The organism is Chryseobacterium sp. HMWF035 (assembly GCF_003094695.1).
Classification (GTDB): domain Bacteria; phylum Bacteroidota; class Bacteroidia; order Flavobacteriales; family Weeksellaceae; genus Chryseobacterium; species Chryseobacterium gambrini.
Genome location: NZ_QEHP01000067.1, coordinates 1 through 18,516, shown reverse-complemented (window position 1 = coordinate 18,516; position 18,516 = coordinate 1). Strand labels below are relative to the sequence as shown.

The following is an 18,516-nucleotide window of genomic DNA, read 5'->3' as shown; positions in this document are numbered from 1 at the left end:
CAGGTGGTATTTCTCATAAATGCCACCTTTTCTTTTAATCCGGCGAGATTCCCAAAGCGAAATACACCACCGCAACCGTTCTTGCAAGGATTTCTCTAAACTGATTTCTGTAATAACTTTCAGGTTTTGTAACATCCTGCGCATCAAAACCTAACGCATTCATATTATTATTTCTGGCAAATAATAAAGCGCGAAGATTGTGAAATCCCTGAGAAACAATAATTACATTGTCTTTTCTATACACATCTTTACAGCGGAGAATACTTTGATAGGTATTAAAGCCTTTCGGATCTTCCATAATAATTTCCTCCGGAACTCCTTCCTGATAAATAAGATAGTTTTTCATAGCAGCAGGCTCATCATATCCTTTGCTTTTTTCACCGCTTACAAGAATTTTCCGGATTTTCCCGTGATGATAAAGCAAGGCTGCCGCATCCATTCTTTTCGTAAAATAAGGATTGGACACGCCGGATCTCATTTTGGGTGAAGTTCCCAAAACCAGAGCTACTTCTCTTGGAGGAATTTTTGAAATTTTGGTATAGGTTCTTCCGTCTGTAAGCGCAAAAACCCACGCATTGGCGAGACATATCAACAGAATTCCCATTTCTATTGATATGAATATCAGGTTAAATATGTTTTTTATTATTCTCAACTAAGGTCAAAGTTAAGCTTTATTTTCTTGCTTTTAGCAATCGACATACAAGCCAAAATATGTCCTCTCTCCTCTTCATTCTCCGTTAAATATTCATTTTCAAGCAATTCCACATCGCCCTCCTCCAGAATACACTCACAGCTTCCGCAAATTCCCGATTTGCAGGAATACGGAACCTGAAATTTCTGTACAAGTAACTGCTGCAAAATTCTTTCCTCGTTGGTCGGAAGTACGGTAGTATATTCTTTTCCAAGCATTTTAAAAGCCAGTTCAACGTTTTCTAATAACGGAAATTCTTTTTCTACAGGATAAATATCGTCATTAAATTCTTCAAAAAGCTCAAAATGAATATTTTTTTTCGGAATTCCGTGATCATAACATGCATTGGCAAGAGTTTTTATCATTTCTCCTTTTCCGCAGATCAGAACTTCATCCACCGCATCCCAGATTGTGGACTCCTCATCAGTTTCATCCAGATGAAGGATCTGATTAATGATTAAGCTTAATTTTCTATCATCCAGTCTCCCATGAAAAAAGCTGTTTGCGGTATTCTCCTGAGAAAAAAAATAAAAAATCTGCAATCTGTCGCCGCAGGTTTTTGCTAAACGATCAAGCTCATCCCTGTACACTAATTCTTCCGAATTCTTATTTCCAAAAAATAAAAATAATCTTGTTCTCGGTTCGTTATGGAGAATATTTTTAAAATGACTTAAAATCGGGGTAATTCCTATTCCTGCCGCAAATCCTACAATGGTTCTGAATTCATGCGGTTTTGAAATTAAGGTAAATCTTCCGTTGGGCTCGCTTACCAGAAGCTCATCACCTTCATGATAATTTTTAAATAACTGTGAAGTGGCTCCGTCAGGAGAATTAACTTTGATCCCCAACGATATTTCATCTTCATAAGGAGCAGAAGTCATCGAATAATCATTGATGATTTCCTTACCGTGAGCGTGAAATTGTATGCTGACAAACTGACCGGCATCAAACCTGAAATTTTCTTTCAGATTCTCCGGAATCTCGAATTCCAGAGAAAAAGTATTTTTGGTCAGTTCTTCCTTTTTCGCTATTTTTAACCAATGAAACTGTGTAAGTTTCCCTTTATAGATTTGTTGTTTCATAACTTCAACTCAAAAATAGATAAAAAATAATTTATGAAGAAGATAATTTTATCCACGCTTGTTGTTTTTTCACTCGCGAGCTGTAAAAAGGAAAGCCAGAAAAATGAAGAAGGCGTTGCAACAACAGATTCTACTACCGTTTTAAATAAAACAGAAACTGCAAAAGTTGAATTAAAAGAAATTTCTCAACAAAATCTGGTAGAGAATTTATCTAAAAAAAATGATACTCTGTATGTTACCAATTTCTTTGCAACCTGGTGTGGACCCTGTATGATGGAAATTCCTCATTTTAAGAAAAAAATAGAGGAACTAAAGGGTAAACCTGTAAAATTTACTTTTGTAGATATTCTTGATAAAGCAGCCTGGAAAGATAAAGTTCCTGCCTTTGCCAAAGAAAATAATCTGGAAAACCATATTGTTTTAGTAGACGAATCTAAATTTGACGATACTTTTTTCGGCAATTTCAAAACGTGGAAAGGAAACGGAATTCCTTTTACCCACTTCAGAAAAGGTGATAAAACAGAAGAAGTTGAAGGATCTATGTCTGAGGAAATGCTCAACGAAAAAATCAATTCTTTATTAAAATAAACTTCAGACTTTATGTCAGACAAGTTTAAAATCCTGTGTTTGGTGCTATTGATTGCCATTGTATTGGCAGCGGTTATTAACCTGAATACAGGATTTTTAAGTTTACATTTTCAGGACTTTTGGGGAGAATCTTCCAACAGCCAGATTGCGGAAATACGCGTGAACCGTGTTTTGGTAATGCTTTTGGCAGGAATTTCGATCCCCACTTCCGGTTTTCTCATGCAGGAATATTTTCAGAATCCTCTTGCCGGACCGGATATCTTAGGAATTACTTCCATTGCCAGTTTATCTGTCGCATTTTACATCTTTTTTTCGCACGATCTTCTCATCCCGGAATTTCTTCAGAACAGTTTTTTAAGCTTTGCAGCCATCGGCGGAAGTCTTTTACTGATGCTGATTCTTCTTTCCATTTCCAAAAAATTTCAGGATAAATCGTACCTCATTATTTTCGGGTTTCTGGTTTCGGCTTTTGCAGGAGCTATTGTTTCTCTGTTGCAGTTTTATGGAGAAGATCAGAGTCTTAAAAACTATATTTTATGGTCTTTCGGAGCGAATAATATGGTTTCAAGAAATCAGATTTATGTTTTATCGGTTTTAATAATAATCGGCTTGTTTGTCTGTTTTAAAACAATAAAACCATTGATAGGAAATTCATTGGGAACTTCATACGCACAAAGTCTGGGCGTTAATCTGAATCAGCTTAAACTATTTATTATTGCAGCCTCTTCCCTTCTTTCTGCTTCTATCACCGCTTTTTTAGGTCCTATCTTATTTATCGGAATCATTGTTCCGCATTTCAGCAGACTGATTTATAATCCGGCAAAGCTTTGGCAGCAATGGATTTTAAACATGATGCTGGGAATGTTGATGATGCTTTTTTTCTCCATCATCGCAGAAAAAACACGGATTCCTTTAAATGTAATAAGCTCCGTTTTCGGAATTCCCGTAATTTTACTGATGCTTTTGAAGCAGAATAAGATTTAATATTGTTGGTTTTTCACAAAGGCGCAAAGTTATTTTTATAATTTTGCGTTTAAGGCGCAAGGATTTTATCTTTGATAAAATTTAGGATCTCAAAATTATTACAAAATTAATGCTGTACAACACTTGCTGAAAATCTTTGATTTTCTTACACCTTTGCGAAAAACCAACACAGGATAAAATAAAAAACACAACACAAATGACAGAAAACGAATTATCAAAAATTGTCTTTGAGATAGGATTAAAAATTCATAAAAAGCTCGGAGCCGGATTATTTGAGCATGTTTACGAAGAATGTTTATTCTACGAACTTAAAAAAGCCGGACTTTTTGTAGAAAAACAGAAGTTACTTCCAATTGTTTATGAAGAATTAAAAATTGAAAATGCTTTCAGATTAGATATGATTGTCGAAAACAAATTAATTTTAGAGATAAAAACTGTTGATTATATTAACTCAACGCATAAAGCACAACTTCTAACTTATCTCAAAATGACAAATTATAAATTAGGACTGCTTTTAAACTTTCAATCTGATATTTTTAAAAGCGGGGTGACAAGAATTGTCAACTTTTTATAAATAAACACAATAAAAATTTGACAAAGTCAAATTCCCTGCGTCTTAAAAACAGTATTTTTGCAAAAAAAACTTTGCGCCTTAGCGAAAATCCAACCATAATGCACCTACAAATCAAACAAGCAAACATTGGCTATCATAAAACCTTAATTTCAAATGCAACAGCTCATCTGAAATTAGGCGAGGTCTGCCTTTTGATTGGAAATAATGGTGTCGGGAAAACTACTCTTATTAAATCTATTCTGCATCAGATCCCTGTTTTAAGCGGTGAAATTTTCATCAATAACAGGAATGTAAAAAATCTTTCCGTCAAGGAGATTGCAGAACAGATTGCCATTGTTTTCTCCAGTTCGGTAATTCCGCAGAATTATACTGTTGAAGATTTAATTTCGTTGGGGAAATACATTTATTATCCTTTTTATTTTGAGCTGAAAAAAGAAGACAGAGAAGAAGTTGCGCATATTATTGAAGAACTTGATCTTGGGCAGTACAAAAACACGCTGCTTAAAAATCTGTCAGACGGAAATCTTCAGAAAGCATTTATCGGAAGAGCCATTACACAGAACGCTCCCATCATTATACTGGATGAACCCACGACTCATCTGGATGAAAAAAATAAAATTATCATTCTCAAAACACTCCGGAAATTAGCAAAAGAACAGAATAAATTAATCCTTTTTTCATCTCACGACTGGCGTCTTGCCAAGGAATTTGCAGACAAAATCTGGTATGTAAAAGATGCTGATTTGTTTTCCGGAATCGTAGAAGATGTCCTGCTTCAGCATGATGAATTGATCAATCCTTCATTGTTTCAGATCAATGAAAAATTTGTGGCACCTAAAATCATCGCTTCTGACGCTTACAAAGAAATGCTGTACTCTTTGCTTCAAAAAAACTTTCAAAAAGATCTTTCTTCTCTGAAATTTGAGTTTCAGGACAACTTTTGGAACATTAATGACGGTTCACAGAACTTCCAATGCGAATCTTTTGAAGAAATCGTTAATTTAGTGAAAACCATTCATTAATACCGTGTTTTCTTTATATAAATCATATACTATGCATGCATAGTATTATGCTTATCATATAATTTAATCTGCTGATTTTCATTTATTTAACAAAATTTAACGCAAATAAATATTATGCATGCATAATATTTACTAAATTTGGGTATAACCATTCGGCAAAAATGATGGATAACAATAAAGAAAAAATAGAAAACGTAGATCTTATTTTAAAACAGACATGGTTAGCTGTTTCTAAAATGTACACCGAATTAGCTCAGGAGCACGATTCGACGGCGGTTCAGGCGCTTACTCTTCTAAAAATTGATCCTAAAGAAGGTACAAGAAGTACAAATCTGGGTCCGAAAATGGCAATTGAACCTACTTCTCTTACAAGAATTATTAAACTTCTGGAAGATAACGGATATATCTATAAGGAAAAAACAACAACTGATAAAAGAGAAGTCATTATAAAACTTACGGATAAAGGTCTGAACTCCAGAAATCTTTCCAAGGAAGTTGTGGTAAATTTCAACAAAAGAGTGATGGAAAAAATCTCTCCTGAAAAGCTTGATACCTTTAAGGAAGTGATGAGCGAAATCATGAAAATTGCAACCGACTTAAACAACAAAAAATAAAATCTGCAAGATGTCATTCTGACGAAGAAAGAATCTATTTATAACACTTAGAATGACCAAACAAAAGAATTAATACAATTACAAATAATAAATCAAATGAAAAGAAGAATCAAACACGTTACAGTTCTTGGTTCAGGAATTATGGGAAGCGGTATTGCAGCTCACTTTGCCAATATTGGTGTAGAAGTTTCATTGCTGGATATTGTTCCTTTTGAACTTTCTGAAGCAGAACAGAAAAAAGGTTTGACCAAAGATGACAAAGCGGTACGAAACAGAATCGCTTCCGAAAACTTTGAAAAACTCAAGAAAGCAAGTCCTGCTCTACTCTACTCTCCGAAATTCGCAGACAGAATAAAGGTTGGAAACTTTGATGATGATTTACCAAAAATAAAAAATACAGACTGGATTATTGAAGTTGTGGTTGAAAGACTGGACATCAAAAAATCGGTTTATGAGAAAATTGAGCAGTTCAGAAAACCGGGAACATTGATTTCTTCCAATACCTCCGGAATTCCTATTCATTTATTAACAGAAGGAAGAAGCGAGGATTTCAAACATTATTTTGCAGGAACACACTTCTTTAATCCTGTAAGATATCTTCCTCTTTTAGAGATCATTCCTACAAACGATACTGCTCCTGAAGTTATCGACTTCTACATGAATTACGGGGCAAAATTCTTAGGAAAAACAACCGTTTTAGCAAAAGATACTCCTGCATTTATCGCCAACAGAATCGGCGTTTTCTCTATGATGGATCTGCTTCACAATGTTCAGAAATTAGGGTTAACCGTTTCTGAAGTTGATAAATTAACAGGTCCGGTAATTGGGCGTCCAAAATCTGCGACCTTCAGAACAGCGGATGTTGTAGGTCTTGATACATTGGTAATGGTGGCAAACGGTGTTCGCCAAAGCGGTGCTGAAGCCAATGACTTCAACAATGTTTTTGCCCTTCCGGATTACATCCAGAAAATGGTTGATAATAAGTGGTTAGGATCCAAAACAGATGGAGGTTTCTATAAAAAAGTTAAAAATGCAGAAGGAAAATCTGAAATTCACGGATTAAATCTGGATACTTTAGAATACGAACTTCAAGGCAAATCTTCTTTTGCAACTTTAGAATTAACTAAAAATATCGACAAACCGATTGACAGATTTAAAGTATTAATTGGCGGAAAAGATAAAGCGGGAGAATTGTACAGAAAATCTTTGGGTGCATTATTCGCTTACGTTTCTCACAAAGTTCCTGAGATTTCCGATGAGGTTTACAAAATTGACGATGCGATGAGAGCCGGTTTCGGCTGGGAAAACGGTCCGTTTGAAATCTGGGATGCTGTAGGCGTTCAAAAAGGTATTGAACTGGCAAAAGAAGCAGGTTATGAAGTTTCAGACTGGGTGCAACATGTTGAGACTTTCTATAAAGTGAATGAAGAAGGTCAAAGTATCTATGTGGATAAAAACTCAGGATCATACAATACCATTCCGGGACAGGATTCTTTTATTATTTTGGATAATATCAGAAAAAATAAAACGCTTTGGAGCAATTCAGGTTCTGCCATCGAAGATTTAGGAGACGGCATTATCAACTTTGAAATCCGTTCCAAAATGAATTCTTTAGGAGGAGAAGTTCTGGATGGCTTAAACAGAGCAATTGATTTAGCTGAAAAAGAATACGACGGACTGGTTGTCGGAAATCAGGGTACGAATTTCTCTGTTGGAGCGAATTTAGCGATGATTTTAATGATGGCTATCGAACAGGATTGGGATGATCTGAATATGGCAATTGCTTATTTCCAGAAATCAATGATGAGAGTTCGTTACTCTTCTATTCCTGTTGTTGTTGCTCCTCACGGAATGACACTTGGTGGTGGTTGCGAAATGACGATGCACGCCGACAGAGTGGTTGCCGCAGCAGAAACGTACATCGGATTGGTAGAAACCGGAGTGGGAGTAATTCCAGGCGGTGGAGGAACCAAGGAACTAACTTTAAGAACATCAAGAGAATTCCATAGCGATGACGTGAAAAATAACAGACTTCGAGAAGCTTTTATGAATATTGCGATGGGTAAAGTGGCAACTTCCGCTTATGAAGCCTACGACATGGGAATTTTAGAACATGGAAAAGATATTGTTTCCGTAGATAAAAGAAGCCAGATTAAAACTGCTAAAATGCTGGCAAAAAGTTTAGCAGAACACGGATATACTCAACCTATCGAACAGAAAGTAAAAGTTTTAGGTAAAGACGCTTTAGGAATGTTCTACGTAGGAACAGACCAGATGTTAACCGGAAATTATATTTCTGAGCACGATAAGAAAATTGCAGATAAATTAGCCAACGTAATGGTGGGTGGAAATCTTTCTGAGCCAACGGTTGTAACGGAGCAGTATTTATTGAATCTCGAAAGAGAAACGTTTTTACAGCTTTGCGGGGAAAGAAAAACACTGGAGAGAATTCAGTATATGTTACAGAATGGTAAACCGTTGAGAAATTAATAGGGAGCTCCGTAGGAGCGAACTGATAATAGCAGAATAATTTTAGAAAGACATTGAGCCTCGTAGAGGCGGCCTGTTAGTTTTATGGCAAACACATATACACAAATTTATATTCAAATTGTTTTTGCGGTTAAAGGAAGACAAAATCTGATTCCAAAAGAAAACAGAGAAGAATTACATAAATTTATTACAGGTATTGTTTCCAACAGAAATCAAAAATTATTCGCAGTTTTTGCAATGCCGGATCATGTACACATTCTTGTAAGTATAAGTCCTACAATTACAATTTCAGATTTGGTAAGAGATATTAAAGCAGGTTCATCAAAATTGATTAATGAGAAAGCATGGATGAATGGAAAATTTAACTGGCAGGAAGGATACGGAGCTTTTTCCTACTCTAAAAGCAGTATAGATTCAGTTGTGAAATATATTTTAAACCAAGAAGAAAATCATAAAAAGAAAACATTCAAAGAAGAATATCTGGATTTTATGGAAAAATTTGAAATTAAATATGATCCTGAATATTTATTTGAATGGATTGAAATTTAACAGGTCGCTCCTACGGAGCTCCGCAAAGCAAAAACAACAACTATTAACAGTTTACCTCTATGAGGCAAAAAATTCTCAAAAAAATTTAATTAAATAAAACATATGAAAACAGCATATATAGTAAAGGGTTTCAGAACTGCCGTTGGAAAAGCACCAAAAGGAAGTTTAAGATTCACCAGACCCGATGTAATGGCGGCAACTATAATTGAAAAATTAATGGCTGAACTTCCGCAATTAGACAAAAACAGAATCGATGACCTTATCGTAGGAAATGCGATGCCGGAAGCTGAACAAGGCTTAAACGTGGCACGTCTTATCTCTTTGATGGGCTTAAATACAGACAAAGTTCCCGGAGTTACAGTAAACAGATATTGCGCTTCCGGAAGTGAGGCGATTGCGATTGCTTCTGCAAAAATCCAGGCAGGAATGGCAGACTGCATTATTGCAGGAGGTACAGAATCGATGTCTTACATTCCGATGGGAGGTTACAAACCGGTTCCTGAAACTCAGATTGCCAAAACAAACCCTGATTATTATTGGGGAATGGGTTACACTGCGGAAGAAGTTGCCAAGCAATATAAAATTACAAGAGAAGAACAGGATCAGTTTGCATTTGAATCTCACTTGAAAGCTTTAAAAGCAAATCAGGAAGGAAAATTTAAAAATCAGATTGTTCCAATTCCCGTTGAATATAATTTTTTGGATGAAAACCAGAAAATGCAGACTAAAAAGTTTGATTTCTCTGTTGATGAAGGTCCGAGAGCGGATACATCTTTAGAAGGTCTGGCTAAATTGAGACCAGTTTTTGCCAACGGAGGAAGTGTAACTGCCGGAAACTCATCCCAGATGAGTGATGGAGCTGCTTTCGTAATGGTCATGAGCGAAGAAATGGTAAAAGAATTGGGACTTGAACCTGAAGCAAGATTGGTTGCTTATGCCGCAGCAGGATTGGAACCAAGAATCATGGGAATGGGACCAATTTATGCAATCCCGAAAGCTCTAAAACAGGCAGGTCTGGAATTAAAAGATATTGAGCTTATCGAACTGAACGAAGCATTTGCCTCTCAATCGGTAGCGATCAAAAAGGAATTAGGCTTAAATCCGGACATTTTAAATGTAAACGGTGGAGCCATTGCTTTAGGTCACCCTCTTGGATGTACCGGAACAAAATTAACGGTTCAGCTTCTTGACGAAATGAGAAAACGTGGAAATAAATATGGTTTGGTTTCAATGTGCGTTGGAACAGGACAGGGAGCAGCTTCAATCTTTGAATTATTATAACTAAAAAAGAAAAAAATCAAATATTAAATGGGAAATATAGTAAAAGGAGGAGAATTCTTAATTAAAGAAATTCCTGCAAACGAAATTTTCAGTCTTGAAGAACTGAATGAAGAACAAAAAATGCTTCGCGATTCTGCGAAAGAATTTATAGACAGAGAAGTAGTTCCGCAAAAAGAACGTTTCGAGAAAAAAGATTATGCATTTACCGAAGAAGTAATGCGTAAGCTTGGAGAAATGGGACTATTGGGAATTGCCGTTCCTGAAAATTACGGAGGTCTTGGAATGGGATTCGTGACAACCATGCTTGCCTGCGATTACATTTCCGGAGTTACAGGTTCATTGGCAACAGCTTATGGAGCGCATACCGGAATCGGTACCCTTCCCATCGTTCTTTACGGAACAGAAGCTCAGAAACAAAAATATCTTCCTGATTTAGCAGCGGGAACAAAATTCGGTGCTTATTGTTTGACTGAACCGGATGCAGGTTCTGATGCCAATTCAGGGAAAACAAGAGCAAAATTGTCTGAAGACGGAAAACATTACATCATCAACGGACAGAAAATGTGGATTTCCAATGCAGGATTCGCCGATACCTTTACTTTGTTTGCTAAAATTGATGATGATAAAAACATCACAGGTTTCGTGATCAACCGTTCAGAACTGGAAAATCCTGAAAGCCTTACTTTTGGTGAAGAAGAACACAAATTGGGTATTCGTGCCTCTTCTACGCGTCAGGTTTTCTTTAATGATATGAAAATTCCTGTTGAAAACCTATTAGGAGAAAGAAACAACGGATTTAAAATCGCTTTAAATGCATTGAATGTCGGCCGTATCAAATTAGCGGCGGCTTGTCTGGATGCACAGAGAAGAATTTTAAACCACTCTATTCAATATTCTAACGAGAGAAAACAATTCGGAGTTTCTATTTCGACTTTCGGAGCGATCAGAAAGAAACTGGCTGAAATGGCAACCGGAGTTTTCGTAAGTGAAGCAGGATCTTACAGAGCCGCAAAAAATATTGAAGACAAAATCGAAGAACTTGTTGCAGGAGGACTGGATCATCAGGCTGCAGAACTGAAAGGAGTTGAAGAATTCGCTGTAGAATGTTCAATTCTTAAAGTTTTCGTTTCAGATTTAGCACAACATACTGCGGATGAAGGAATTCAGGTGTACGGAGGAATGGGATTCTCTGAAGATACTCCAATGGAAGCAGCCTGGAGAGATTCAAGAATTTCAAGAATTTATGAAGGTACCAACGAAATCAACAGATTATTAGCGGTTGGAATGCTCATCAAGAAAGCGATGAAAGGAGAATTAGACTTATTATCTCCGGCAATGGCAATCAGCAAAGAACTGATGGGAATTCCTTCATTCGAAGTTCCGGATTATTCAGCTTTCATGAGCGAAGAAAAAGCAATTATTGCGAATCTTAAAAAAGTGTTCTTAATGGTTTCCGGAGCTGCGCTTCAGAAATACATGATGGATATTGAAAAACAACAGCATTTACTGTTAAACGCTTCCGAAATTCTTAACCAGATTTATATGGCAGAATCTGCAGTTTTAAGAGCTGAAAAACATTTCTCTCCTGATTCTGTGGAAGCAGCAATGGCTCAGTTAAACCTTTATAAAGCGGTTGAAAAAATCATTGTTGCAGCAAAAGAGGGAATTGTTTCTTTTGCAGATGGTGACGAGCAGAGAATGATGCTTTCCGGATTAAGAAGATTCACGAAGTATACCAATCATCCTAATGTGGTTGCGCTAACAGAAAAAGTGGCAGCTCATTTTATTGAGAAAGGACACTATTAAAAATAGTTTGAATATAATAGAAAATCCCGAAATTACTTTCGGGATTTTTTTTATTAAAATTGTTTTTGTCCAATTTCGTTTATTTCGTTATAGTTTCCTTTAGGATCATCTCCATACTTGTTTCTACCTTGTGTTCCTTCAGTCGCATACAACACTAAAAGCCATATTCCCCCGATAATTGGAATTAAGGAAATAAACAGGAACCACCCGCTTTTATCCACATCATGCAATCTCCTTACAGAAACAGCCAACCCCGGAAGAAAAGTTACCAGTGCATACAATAAATAAAGGTATCCATAAGGAATTTCAGGTGTAAATTTCAACCCAAGAATATTATCTAATACCGCAGCAATAACTGCAAAAATCAGATTAAATAAAAGATACATCCAATATTCAGTTCTTCTTGCTCTTCCGCTAAAATCAGCGTACTGTTTTAATACTTTTAAGTACCATTTCATAGTTATAATTTTTTTTGTTGTTTTCAAAAGTAATGATTTTTCAATTAAAATTTTTCAGATGTAATAAAAAAGAAAATTCAATTGTCTTTGAAATATTACATTTAACCTTTTTTTAAATTCAATTATTTTTTATACTTTTAACGTAAATACAAAAAATGAGAATAACATTATTAGCCATTCTGCTGTTTTCAGCTTCACTTTCAGCACAGCAAAAAATCAGAAAACCACTAATGCCAAGAACAGATTCTGTAAGGGTTTACAAAATGGATTCTAAGACAATTCAGCCGCCGCAAAAATCGGATCAAAGAAACTTGTATAAAATGCCTTCTGCAAAACCGAAAGAAGGGACAGCATATTCTGGTCTTAAAAACAACAAAACAGATCATCACGATTATAAAATGCTGAATTCTATTGCTCCGGAAGCACCAAAAAAAGAGGAGAAAGAGCTTCCTTCAACATCCAAATAAACAAATTTTAAAAAATTATTATACACATGGGAAAATTTATTATTTCTACAAGAAAAAACGGTGAGTTTCAATTTAATTTAAAGGCGGCAAACGGACAGGTAATTCTTTCCAGCGAAGGTTACAGTTCTAAAGCAGGATGCCAGAATGGTATTGAGTCGGTAAGAAAAAACTCTCAGGACGACTCTAAATTTGAAAGACTTACCGCAAAAGACGGTCGTTTTTATTTTAATCTGAAAGCTACCAACGGGCAGGTTATCGGAAGCAGCCAGATGTATGAATCTGACAACGGCATGGAAAAAGGCATTGAATCTGTAAAAAACAATGCGCCAAACGCCTCCGTGGAAGAAGAACTCGATTAAAAAAGATATCCTAAAATAATTTTTGTAAAATGTCTCATAGTTTTGAGGCATTTTTTATTTTTGTAATCTACTTTACAAAAAATGACAAAAGAAGAAATGCTCCACCGGGCAATAAAAATAGCCGATAAGGCACATAAAGGACAAACCGATAAATATCACGCTCCATACATTGCACACGTTATGCGGGTAATGGAATACGGAAAAACAATGGACGAAAAAATTGTAGGCGTTTTACACGATGTTGTTGAAGATCATCCTCAGGAATTCAGCCTTGATTATTTAAGAGATCAGGGATTTCCGGAGTATATTATTTTTGCGATAAGCTGCCTCACAAAATTTGATCCTGATGAAGATTATGATGATTTCGTAAGAAGAACCGAACGTTCTCCTCTTGCGGTTGCCGTAAAATTAAACGATCTGCGCGATAATATGGATCTGAGAAGGGTAAACCGGGAACTTACCCCAAAAGACATTAAGAGATTCAATAAATACCTGAAAGCCTATCATTATCTGATTGAAAAATATTAGAAAAACATAAAAAACACACAATGACTAATAACCTTCCTCCTATTTCATCAACTTACCGTTCTAAGTTGATTTCTGCTGTTATTTCGGTATCTTTATTCTTTATTATATACCTTATCCTGATTCTTATCTCTCTGCTGATGATTTTTCTGCTGGGTTATGGAGCGATAAGGCTTGTCGCATTATATGCAAATTATTTTACAGTCATTATTGCTTTGGGACTTATAAGTATCGGATTTATTGTTTTTTATTTCCTCATTAAATTTATTTTCAAAAAAAATACGTACACCACAAGACATTTAATAGAAATCGACAGAAAAAGTCAGCCTGAACTTTTTGGCATCATTGATGAAATTATCCGTGAGACCAAAGTAAGCACACCCGGAAAAGTTTTTTTGTCACCGGAAGTAAACGCAAGTGTAAGTTACAGTTCTCCGTTCTGGAGTATGTTTTTACCCGTTAAAAAAAATCTTACCATCGGCATCGGACTGGTAAATTCTTTAACGGTTGGTGAGCTTAAAACCGTTCTTGCGCATGAATTCGGACATTTCTCGCAGCGAAGCATGAAAATTGGAGGATACGTGAATCAGGCTGAAAAAATTATTTTTGATACGGTTTATAACAATAAAGATTTTGAAAATTCTATTAAGCACGGTTCAGGACATTGGGCATTTCAGATCACAGGAGTTATTTCGGTAGGATTTATAAACGTCTTTCAGTATATTTTAAAAATGTTTTCAGATTTTCTGTTTAAAAACAATGCTTCCTTACGAAGAGAAATGGAATTTCATGCCGATGCAGTGGCGACTTACGTTACCAATCCCAAAGAGCAGGCTTCTTCATTATTAAGACTGGAACTAAGCAATGCTGCGTTCAACAATGCATTTATGTTTTATGCAGACAGTAACAACCAATATTTGCCTGAAAATTTATTTGAAAACCAGACTTTGCTGATGAAGGTTTTCAGCGAAAGAAATAATCATCTTTTTGAACATGGTCTTCCGAAAGTTGATCTTGAAGATATATCCCGATATAATAAAACAAACGTAAAAATTGAAGATCAGTGGTCATATCATCCTGAAACGGATAAACGAATTGAAATGATCCGGAAAAACGAAACAAAAAATACTGCGGAAAACAATAATCTGGCAAAAAATATCATTCGCGGATATTCGGAAGTATGCAAAATTTTAACGAGTAAATATCTGACTTTATACAATATCAAAAGTACGGGTAAGATAATTGATGATAATGATCTATTTCTTCAGCTTTACAATGAAAAATACCCTTACAGACTGATAAGTTCGGGGTTCAACGGATATTACGAAAATCATAATCCTCTTCTGGAAAATATTGATGAGCTTATAAATGATACTGAAGTTACAGAAACGCAGGATTTTTTCAGTGATAAAAAAGTTACTTTGGTTTATGAAAAAGCAGGAGCAGAAAGCGATCTGTATACATTGGATTATCTGGTTGCCAATCCGAAAGCTATTAAAACCTTTACTTACAAAGGAAGATTATACAAATCAAAAGAAGCCGGACTTTTAATTCCGAAAATTAAAGAAGAGCTTGAAATCCTTAAAAAGCAGCTACTCGAAAATGACATTCTTGTTTTCAGATACTTTTACAGCCTCGCCGATGATCAGGAAAAAGAAATTTTAGCCGATAAATACAGAAAATTTACTTTACTGGATACAGAATTTGATGTCTTTCAGAATTCTATCAATAATTTCACCCCTCATCTGGAATTTATGATGGTAACTTTGCCATTGGAAGAAATTCGTAAGCACAGAGCTGTTTTACTAAAGAATGAAAAACCGTTTAAAGATATCCTGAAACATTTTACGGAAGAATCTGCATACAAAGACTTTTTAACGATTGAAAATAAACAGCTTATGAAAGATTTCATCAGTTCTGAATATATTTATTTCAATCATGACAAATATATTCAGAAGGAAGTGGATGTTTTATTTTCTTTGATTAATGAATATCAGATCACAATCAATAAAATCTATACCGATTTTAAAGAAGAGCTTATTGAATATCAGAAAAGATTAGAGAAAGCTTATTAATCCGCACCAGGATATTCAAATGTTTTAACAGGATGTTTGGTTCCGTCGATATTAATGTTTAAAGCAACATACAGGAAATGAAAATTCTGGTTTGAGGAAGCATTGAACTCTCTCTGCCAAAGATATCCTGCAACAACTCCTACACTATTATCGATCTGATAACCACCGCCAACGTACACTCTGTTTCTTGCAAAAGTCGGTTTCATAGGACTTACAAAGAAAACCTCATCGTATGCATTGGCAAACACAGTTCCTTTCTTTACTTCTTTTGCATTAAGTGGAACACTTACATTCAGACGGTAACGGTAACGCATTCTTTCAGAATTTTTGTCAGACTGAGGTTCATAAAACCATGATTTTTCTGCACGGATTCTGTTTTCAAACTTTACAATTCCTTTTTTAAAATCGATTACGTCCTGTAACCATACCCGGAACTCTTCTTTGTTGATAGAGCGATCTTTATAAGTCGCATATCTTCCCAAACCGATAAAAGGTTTATGATTTTTGGTAAGATTATACCCCAATCCTCCTTTAATTTCGTAGTAATCGGGGTATGTATATTCTTCAATACCTCTTGACTGTCCTTCCAGATAAAGGAAAAATTTAGGATGAAATTTATAAGTGATGGTGAGTGCATTGAAGCTGGAAATATGTTCCTGTGCTTTAAAAAATGTAATCCCTAAAAGTAAACCCAAACTCACAAATAGTTTCATCTAAAAAAATTTTTGCAAATGTAAATGAATTAACAATTTCGTAATATTAACTTTAATTCATCATTAATTAACATTTACTTAATATTAATAGTATACGATAAACCAATATGGAACCATCTTTGCGGCATTGGAACTCCAAAAGTTTCTGTATATGAAGTATTTGTTAAATTATTGATCAAAACGTACACTGAAAAATCTTTTTTGGTAAAACTTAATTTTTCATCCAGTAGATTATAGCTTCCGTTATTCAGTCTTTCGTTGTAACGGTAAACCACTTCATTGGTAAAGTTTTTCAGGAACTTTGTTTCCAGTTTTGCAATGAACTGATGTTTTAAATTATCCAGTACATATCTCGCTACGAAATTCCCCGGCTGATTCAGTTTATTATCCAGATAAGTGTAGCCTACTGTATATTTCAGCCATTCGTTCAGCCTGTGATTCACCTCAGCTTCAATTCCTTTTATGGTGGTATCTCCAATGTTCTGCGCATACCAGACCGCATCATTCGGTTTAATTTTTGTCCAGTCGATCGCATCCCCCGAATCACGAAGGAATCCGCTCACTTTCGCCAGAATATTTTTTGTCTGATATTGGTATCCTACTTCTGCATAAACCGCACTTTCAGGTTTAAGATTCGGATTTCCAACCTCGGTTTTGCTTACATAATAAAGATCTGTGAAGGTAGGAACCCTGTGAACTTTTGCAATATTTCCGTAGATTTTATTGTTTTGATTAAAGGTAAATCCCACATCTAAACCGGGATAGAAAAAGTTTCCTTCTTTGGAATAATTTGCCCAGGAAATTCCGGGAGTGATATTTAACTTTTTATCCAGTAAAGAAAAATGATGTTCAAAGAAAACCTGTGAAACAAAACGGTTTCTTTCTCCTAAATTATTGCTTACCAGAAATTCTTTTCGAAGCTCTACCCCTATTCCTGTAGTTCCCAATCCCCATTCGTAAGTAGAATTTACTTCTCCTCCTACATTGTTTCCGATGTGCATATTTCTGTAAATTTCTGGCTTCTGTCTGTTGAAAAGATACATATCCTGCCCCCTTCTCCAGTATACATTTGAACTGAGCTTCATCTTGCCAAATCTTTGCTGATGTGCTAAACTTACAATTGAAGCCTGCGTTTCTTCATACTGTTCCGTAGCTGCTTTTGATGCATAAAAACCGTTTGCCCCGAATTTTTTCTCAGAAAAACCGGCCTGAAGTCTAATGTCACCGTCTTTTATATTCAGTTTACTCTGATAAAATACATTCCTGATCTCGTAATCCGTATTGTACATATATCCCTGCGAACCGGCAGAATTTGCCTGTAAAGAGTTGGAGAATTTTTCATTTCCAAGCTGAGCGTTTACACCAAAGCCATACGTTTCGTAATCTCCGCCTTCTGCATTTATTTTTACTCTTTTTCCGGGATTCGTTTTGGTGATCACATTAATCACTCCGGCATAGGCATTCTGCCCGAATCTTCTTGCTGCAGGACCTTTTATTACTTCAATTCTCTCCACATCATCAAGATCTACCGGAAGATTCATAGAGTTATGTCCGGTTTGAGAATCATTCATTCTGATTCCGTTCAGAAGCAGAAGAACCTGCTCAAAAGAGCTTCCCCGAAAACCGATATCACTCTGTACTCCATTGGCTCCTCTCCTTCTGATATCCATTCCCGGAACCTGCTGAAGAATTTCGTCGATACTTTTTGCAGGAGAATTGATGATTTCTTCTCTTGTAATGATGGTAATATTCTGGTTTGCCGTTTTGTAAGGGGTTGAAATAAGTTTTCCCTGAACCTCAATTGTTTCAATATCGGTAGATTTTTCCTGTGCGTGCGTAAAGCAGAAAGTTCCTACAAGAAAAACAGGAAGTATTTTTTTAATCATAATCAGTTTTATTCTCAGTTAGTTTCGTGAGCGCAAAAGTACTGGAGATCATGAAGAATGACAAATGATAGTTGTCATAAAAAAAGATGCGACTGAAAAAATCGCATCTTGGGAAGTAATTTTGTTATCTTTTTCTCATTAAATGTGTAATAAGATCTCTGAACAACTTTCTCATTTGTATATTACATATTTATGGGTACAATTTTAACAAATTTTAAAATAAAAAACAATACTTTGAACTTAAAAATACTTAAAAAATTCACTATATGGTTAAATATTTCTTACCGTGGTTATTAGCTTAGGCAAGTATATACAATTCTACACTATGTGAATTTATATTTTCCTTTTGAAA

General features: G+C 35.5%; 18 protein-coding genes. 13 read left to right on the top strand and 5 right to left on the bottom strand.

What is annotated here, in order from left to right; all coding sequences use genetic code 11:
* Positions 1-34 precede the first annotated feature (34 nt).
* Both DD829_RS11215 and DD829_RS11210 read right to left on the bottom strand, forming a co-directional pair.
* Positions 35-652 carry a vancomycin high temperature exclusion protein gene (locus DD829_RS11215; protein ID WP_185140318.1) on the bottom strand — a complete coding sequence of 206 codons (618 nt, stop codon included), beginning with the start codon at positions 650-652 and terminating at the stop codon, positions 35-37.
* Positions 649-1,773: a ferredoxin--NADP reductase gene (locus DD829_RS11210; protein WP_116547745.1), complete on the bottom strand. Its 1,125-nt coding sequence runs from the start codon at positions 1,771-1,773 to the stop codon at positions 649-651. The genes DD829_RS11215 and DD829_RS11210 overlap by 4 nt, the downstream gene beginning before the upstream one ends.
* A gap of 33 nt (positions 1,774-1,806) precedes the next feature.
* Here DD829_RS11210 and DD829_RS11205 point away from each other — a divergent pair, with 33 nt between their 5' ends.
* The 9 genes from DD829_RS11205 (at position 1,807) to DD829_RS11165 (ending at position 11,681) form a co-directional block, all read left to right on the top strand.
* Positions 1,807-2,361: a TlpA family protein disulfide reductase gene (locus tag DD829_RS11205; protein WP_076390308.1), complete on the top strand. Its 555-nt coding sequence runs from the start codon at positions 1,807-1,809 to the stop codon at positions 2,359-2,361.
* 12 nt (positions 2,362-2,373) lie between these two features.
* Positions 2,374-3,345 carry an iron ABC transporter permease gene (locus DD829_RS11200; protein ID WP_108410972.1) on the top strand — a complete coding sequence of 324 codons (972 nt, stop codon included), beginning with the start codon at positions 2,374-2,376 and terminating at the stop codon, positions 3,343-3,345.
* Positions 3,346-3,541: 196 nt separating this feature from the next.
* Entirely contained in the window at positions 3,542-3,919 is a 378-nt protein-coding gene (locus DD829_RS11195) for a GxxExxY protein (RefSeq protein WP_116547750.1), read from the top strand.
* A gap of 98 nt (positions 3,920-4,017) precedes the next feature.
* Complete coding sequence (locus DD829_RS11190; RefSeq protein WP_116547744.1) at positions 4,018-4,941, top strand: ABC transporter ATP-binding protein; 924 nt, start codon at positions 4,018-4,020, stop codon at positions 4,939-4,941.
* Between the two features lie 164 nt (positions 4,942-5,105).
* On the top strand, positions 5,106-5,555 hold the full coding sequence (locus DD829_RS11185; RefSeq protein ID WP_076390553.1) for a MarR family winged helix-turn-helix transcriptional regulator: 450 nt from the start codon (positions 5,106-5,108) through the stop codon (positions 5,553-5,555).
* 96 nt (positions 5,556-5,651) lie between these two features.
* Entirely contained in the window at positions 5,652-8,045 is a 2,394-nt protein-coding gene (locus DD829_RS11180; RefSeq protein WP_116547743.1) for a 3-hydroxyacyl-CoA dehydrogenase/enoyl-CoA hydratase family protein, read from the top strand.
* Between the two features lie 84 nt (positions 8,046-8,129).
* On the top strand, positions 8,130-8,594 hold the full coding sequence (gene tnpA, locus DD829_RS11175; RefSeq protein ID WP_108410665.1) for an IS200/IS605 family transposase: 465 nt from the start codon (positions 8,130-8,132) through the stop codon (positions 8,592-8,594).
* 102 nt (positions 8,595-8,696) lie between these two features.
* A complete protein-coding gene (locus tag DD829_RS11170) occupies positions 8,697-9,875 on the top strand; it encodes a thiolase family protein (protein ID WP_116547742.1) in 1,179 nt (392 codons plus the stop codon).
* 27 nt (positions 9,876-9,902) lie between these two features.
* Entirely contained in the window at positions 9,903-11,681 is a 1,779-nt protein-coding gene (locus DD829_RS11165) for an acyl-CoA dehydrogenase family protein (protein ID WP_108410471.1), read from the top strand.
* Positions 11,682-11,734: 53 nt separating this feature from the next.
* On the opposite strand, the gene DD829_RS11160 is transcribed toward DD829_RS11165, so the two are convergent.
* Entirely contained in the window at positions 11,735-12,166 is a 432-nt protein-coding gene (locus tag DD829_RS11160) for a DUF805 domain-containing protein (RefSeq protein ID WP_317047712.1), read from the bottom strand.
* A 128-nt stretch (positions 12,167-12,294) separates the two neighbouring features.
* Between DD829_RS11160 and DD829_RS11155 the strand changes: the two genes are divergently transcribed.
* From DD829_RS11155 to DD829_RS11140, 4 genes are all read left to right on the top strand, one after another.
* Positions 12,295-12,606 carry a hypothetical protein gene (locus tag DD829_RS11155; protein ID WP_116547741.1) on the top strand — a complete coding sequence of 104 codons (312 nt, stop codon included), beginning with the start codon at positions 12,295-12,297 and terminating at the stop codon, positions 12,604-12,606.
* A gap of 26 nt (positions 12,607-12,632) precedes the next feature.
* Positions 12,633-12,965 carry a YegP family protein gene (locus DD829_RS11150; protein ID WP_116547740.1) on the top strand — a complete coding sequence of 111 codons (333 nt, stop codon included), beginning with the start codon at positions 12,633-12,635 and terminating at the stop codon, positions 12,963-12,965.
* An 81-nt stretch (positions 12,966-13,046) separates the two neighbouring features.
* The gene (locus tag DD829_RS11145; RefSeq protein WP_084196341.1) at positions 13,047-13,493 is read left to right on the top strand and encodes a phosphohydrolase; all 447 of its coding nucleotides are present in this window, start codon (positions 13,047-13,049) and stop codon (positions 13,491-13,493) included.
* 20 nt (positions 13,494-13,513) lie between these two features.
* Positions 13,514-15,565, top strand: a complete 2,052-nt coding sequence (locus tag DD829_RS11140; protein ID WP_108410290.1) for a M48 family metallopeptidase — start codon at positions 13,514-13,516, stop codon at positions 15,563-15,565.
* On the opposite strand, the gene DD829_RS11135 is transcribed toward DD829_RS11140, so the two are convergent.
* Together DD829_RS11135 and DD829_RS11130 are read right to left on the bottom strand one after the other, a co-directional pair.
* The gene (locus DD829_RS11135; protein ID WP_108410289.1) at positions 15,562-16,278 is read right to left on the bottom strand and encodes a DUF2490 domain-containing protein; all 717 of its coding nucleotides are present in this window, start codon (positions 16,276-16,278) and stop codon (positions 15,562-15,564) included. The two genes, DD829_RS11140 and DD829_RS11135, sit on opposite strands and share 4 nt — an antisense overlap.
* A 74-nt stretch (positions 16,279-16,352) precedes the next feature.
* Positions 16,353-18,164, bottom strand: a complete 1,812-nt coding sequence (locus tag DD829_RS11130) for a TonB-dependent receptor plug domain-containing protein (protein ID WP_116547739.1) — start codon at positions 18,162-18,164, stop codon at positions 16,353-16,355.
* Positions 18,165-18,516 lie beyond the last annotated feature (352 nt).

What these genes read in the sequence shown, in the direction of transcription:
- DD829_RS11210 (WP_116547745.1), bottom strand. Translation starts at nt 1,773, where the DNA reads ATGAAACAACAAATCTATAAAGGGAAACTTACACAGTTTCATTGGTTA.
- DD829_RS11205 (WP_076390308.1), top strand. Translation starts at nt 1,807, where the DNA reads ATGAAGAAGATAATTTTATCCACGCTTGTTGTTTTTTCACTCGCGAGC.
- DD829_RS11200 (WP_108410972.1), top strand. Translation starts at nt 2,374, where the DNA reads ATGTCAGACAAGTTTAAAATCCTGTGTTTGGTGCTATTGATTGCCATT.
- DD829_RS11195 (WP_116547750.1), top strand. Translation starts at nt 3,542, where the DNA reads ATGACAGAAAACGAATTATCAAAAATTGTCTTTGAGATAGGATTAAAA.
- DD829_RS11190 (WP_116547744.1), top strand. Translation starts at nt 4,018, where the DNA reads ATGCACCTACAAATCAAACAAGCAAACATTGGCTATCATAAAACCTTA.
- DD829_RS11185 (WP_076390553.1), top strand. Translation starts at nt 5,106, where the DNA reads ATGGATAACAATAAAGAAAAAATAGAAAACGTAGATCTTATTTTAAAA.
- DD829_RS11180 (WP_116547743.1), top strand. Translation starts at nt 5,652, where the DNA reads ATGAAAAGAAGAATCAAACACGTTACAGTTCTTGGTTCAGGAATTATG.
- tnpA (WP_108410665.1), top strand. Translation starts at nt 8,130, where the DNA reads ATGGCAAACACATATACACAAATTTATATTCAAATTGTTTTTGCGGTT.
- DD829_RS11170 (WP_116547742.1), top strand. Translation starts at nt 8,697, where the DNA reads ATGAAAACAGCATATATAGTAAAGGGTTTCAGAACTGCCGTTGGAAAA.
- DD829_RS11165 (WP_108410471.1), top strand. Translation starts at nt 9,903, where the DNA reads ATGGGAAATATAGTAAAAGGAGGAGAATTCTTAATTAAAGAAATTCCT.
- DD829_RS11155 (WP_116547741.1), top strand. Translation starts at nt 12,295, where the DNA reads ATGAGAATAACATTATTAGCCATTCTGCTGTTTTCAGCTTCACTTTCA.
- DD829_RS11150 (WP_116547740.1), top strand. Translation starts at nt 12,633, where the DNA reads ATGGGAAAATTTATTATTTCTACAAGAAAAAACGGTGAGTTTCAATTT.
- DD829_RS11145 (WP_084196341.1), top strand. Translation starts at nt 13,047, where the DNA reads ATGACAAAAGAAGAAATGCTCCACCGGGCAATAAAAATAGCCGATAAG.
- DD829_RS11140 (WP_108410290.1), top strand. Translation starts at nt 13,514, where the DNA reads ATGACTAATAACCTTCCTCCTATTTCATCAACTTACCGTTCTAAGTTG.
- DD829_RS11135 (WP_108410289.1), bottom strand. Translation starts at nt 16,278, where the DNA reads ATGAAACTATTTGTGAGTTTGGGTTTACTTTTAGGGATTACATTTTTT.
- DD829_RS11130 (WP_116547739.1), bottom strand. Translation starts at nt 18,164, where the DNA reads ATGATTAAAAAAATACTTCCTGTTTTTCTTGTAGGAACTTTCTGCTTT.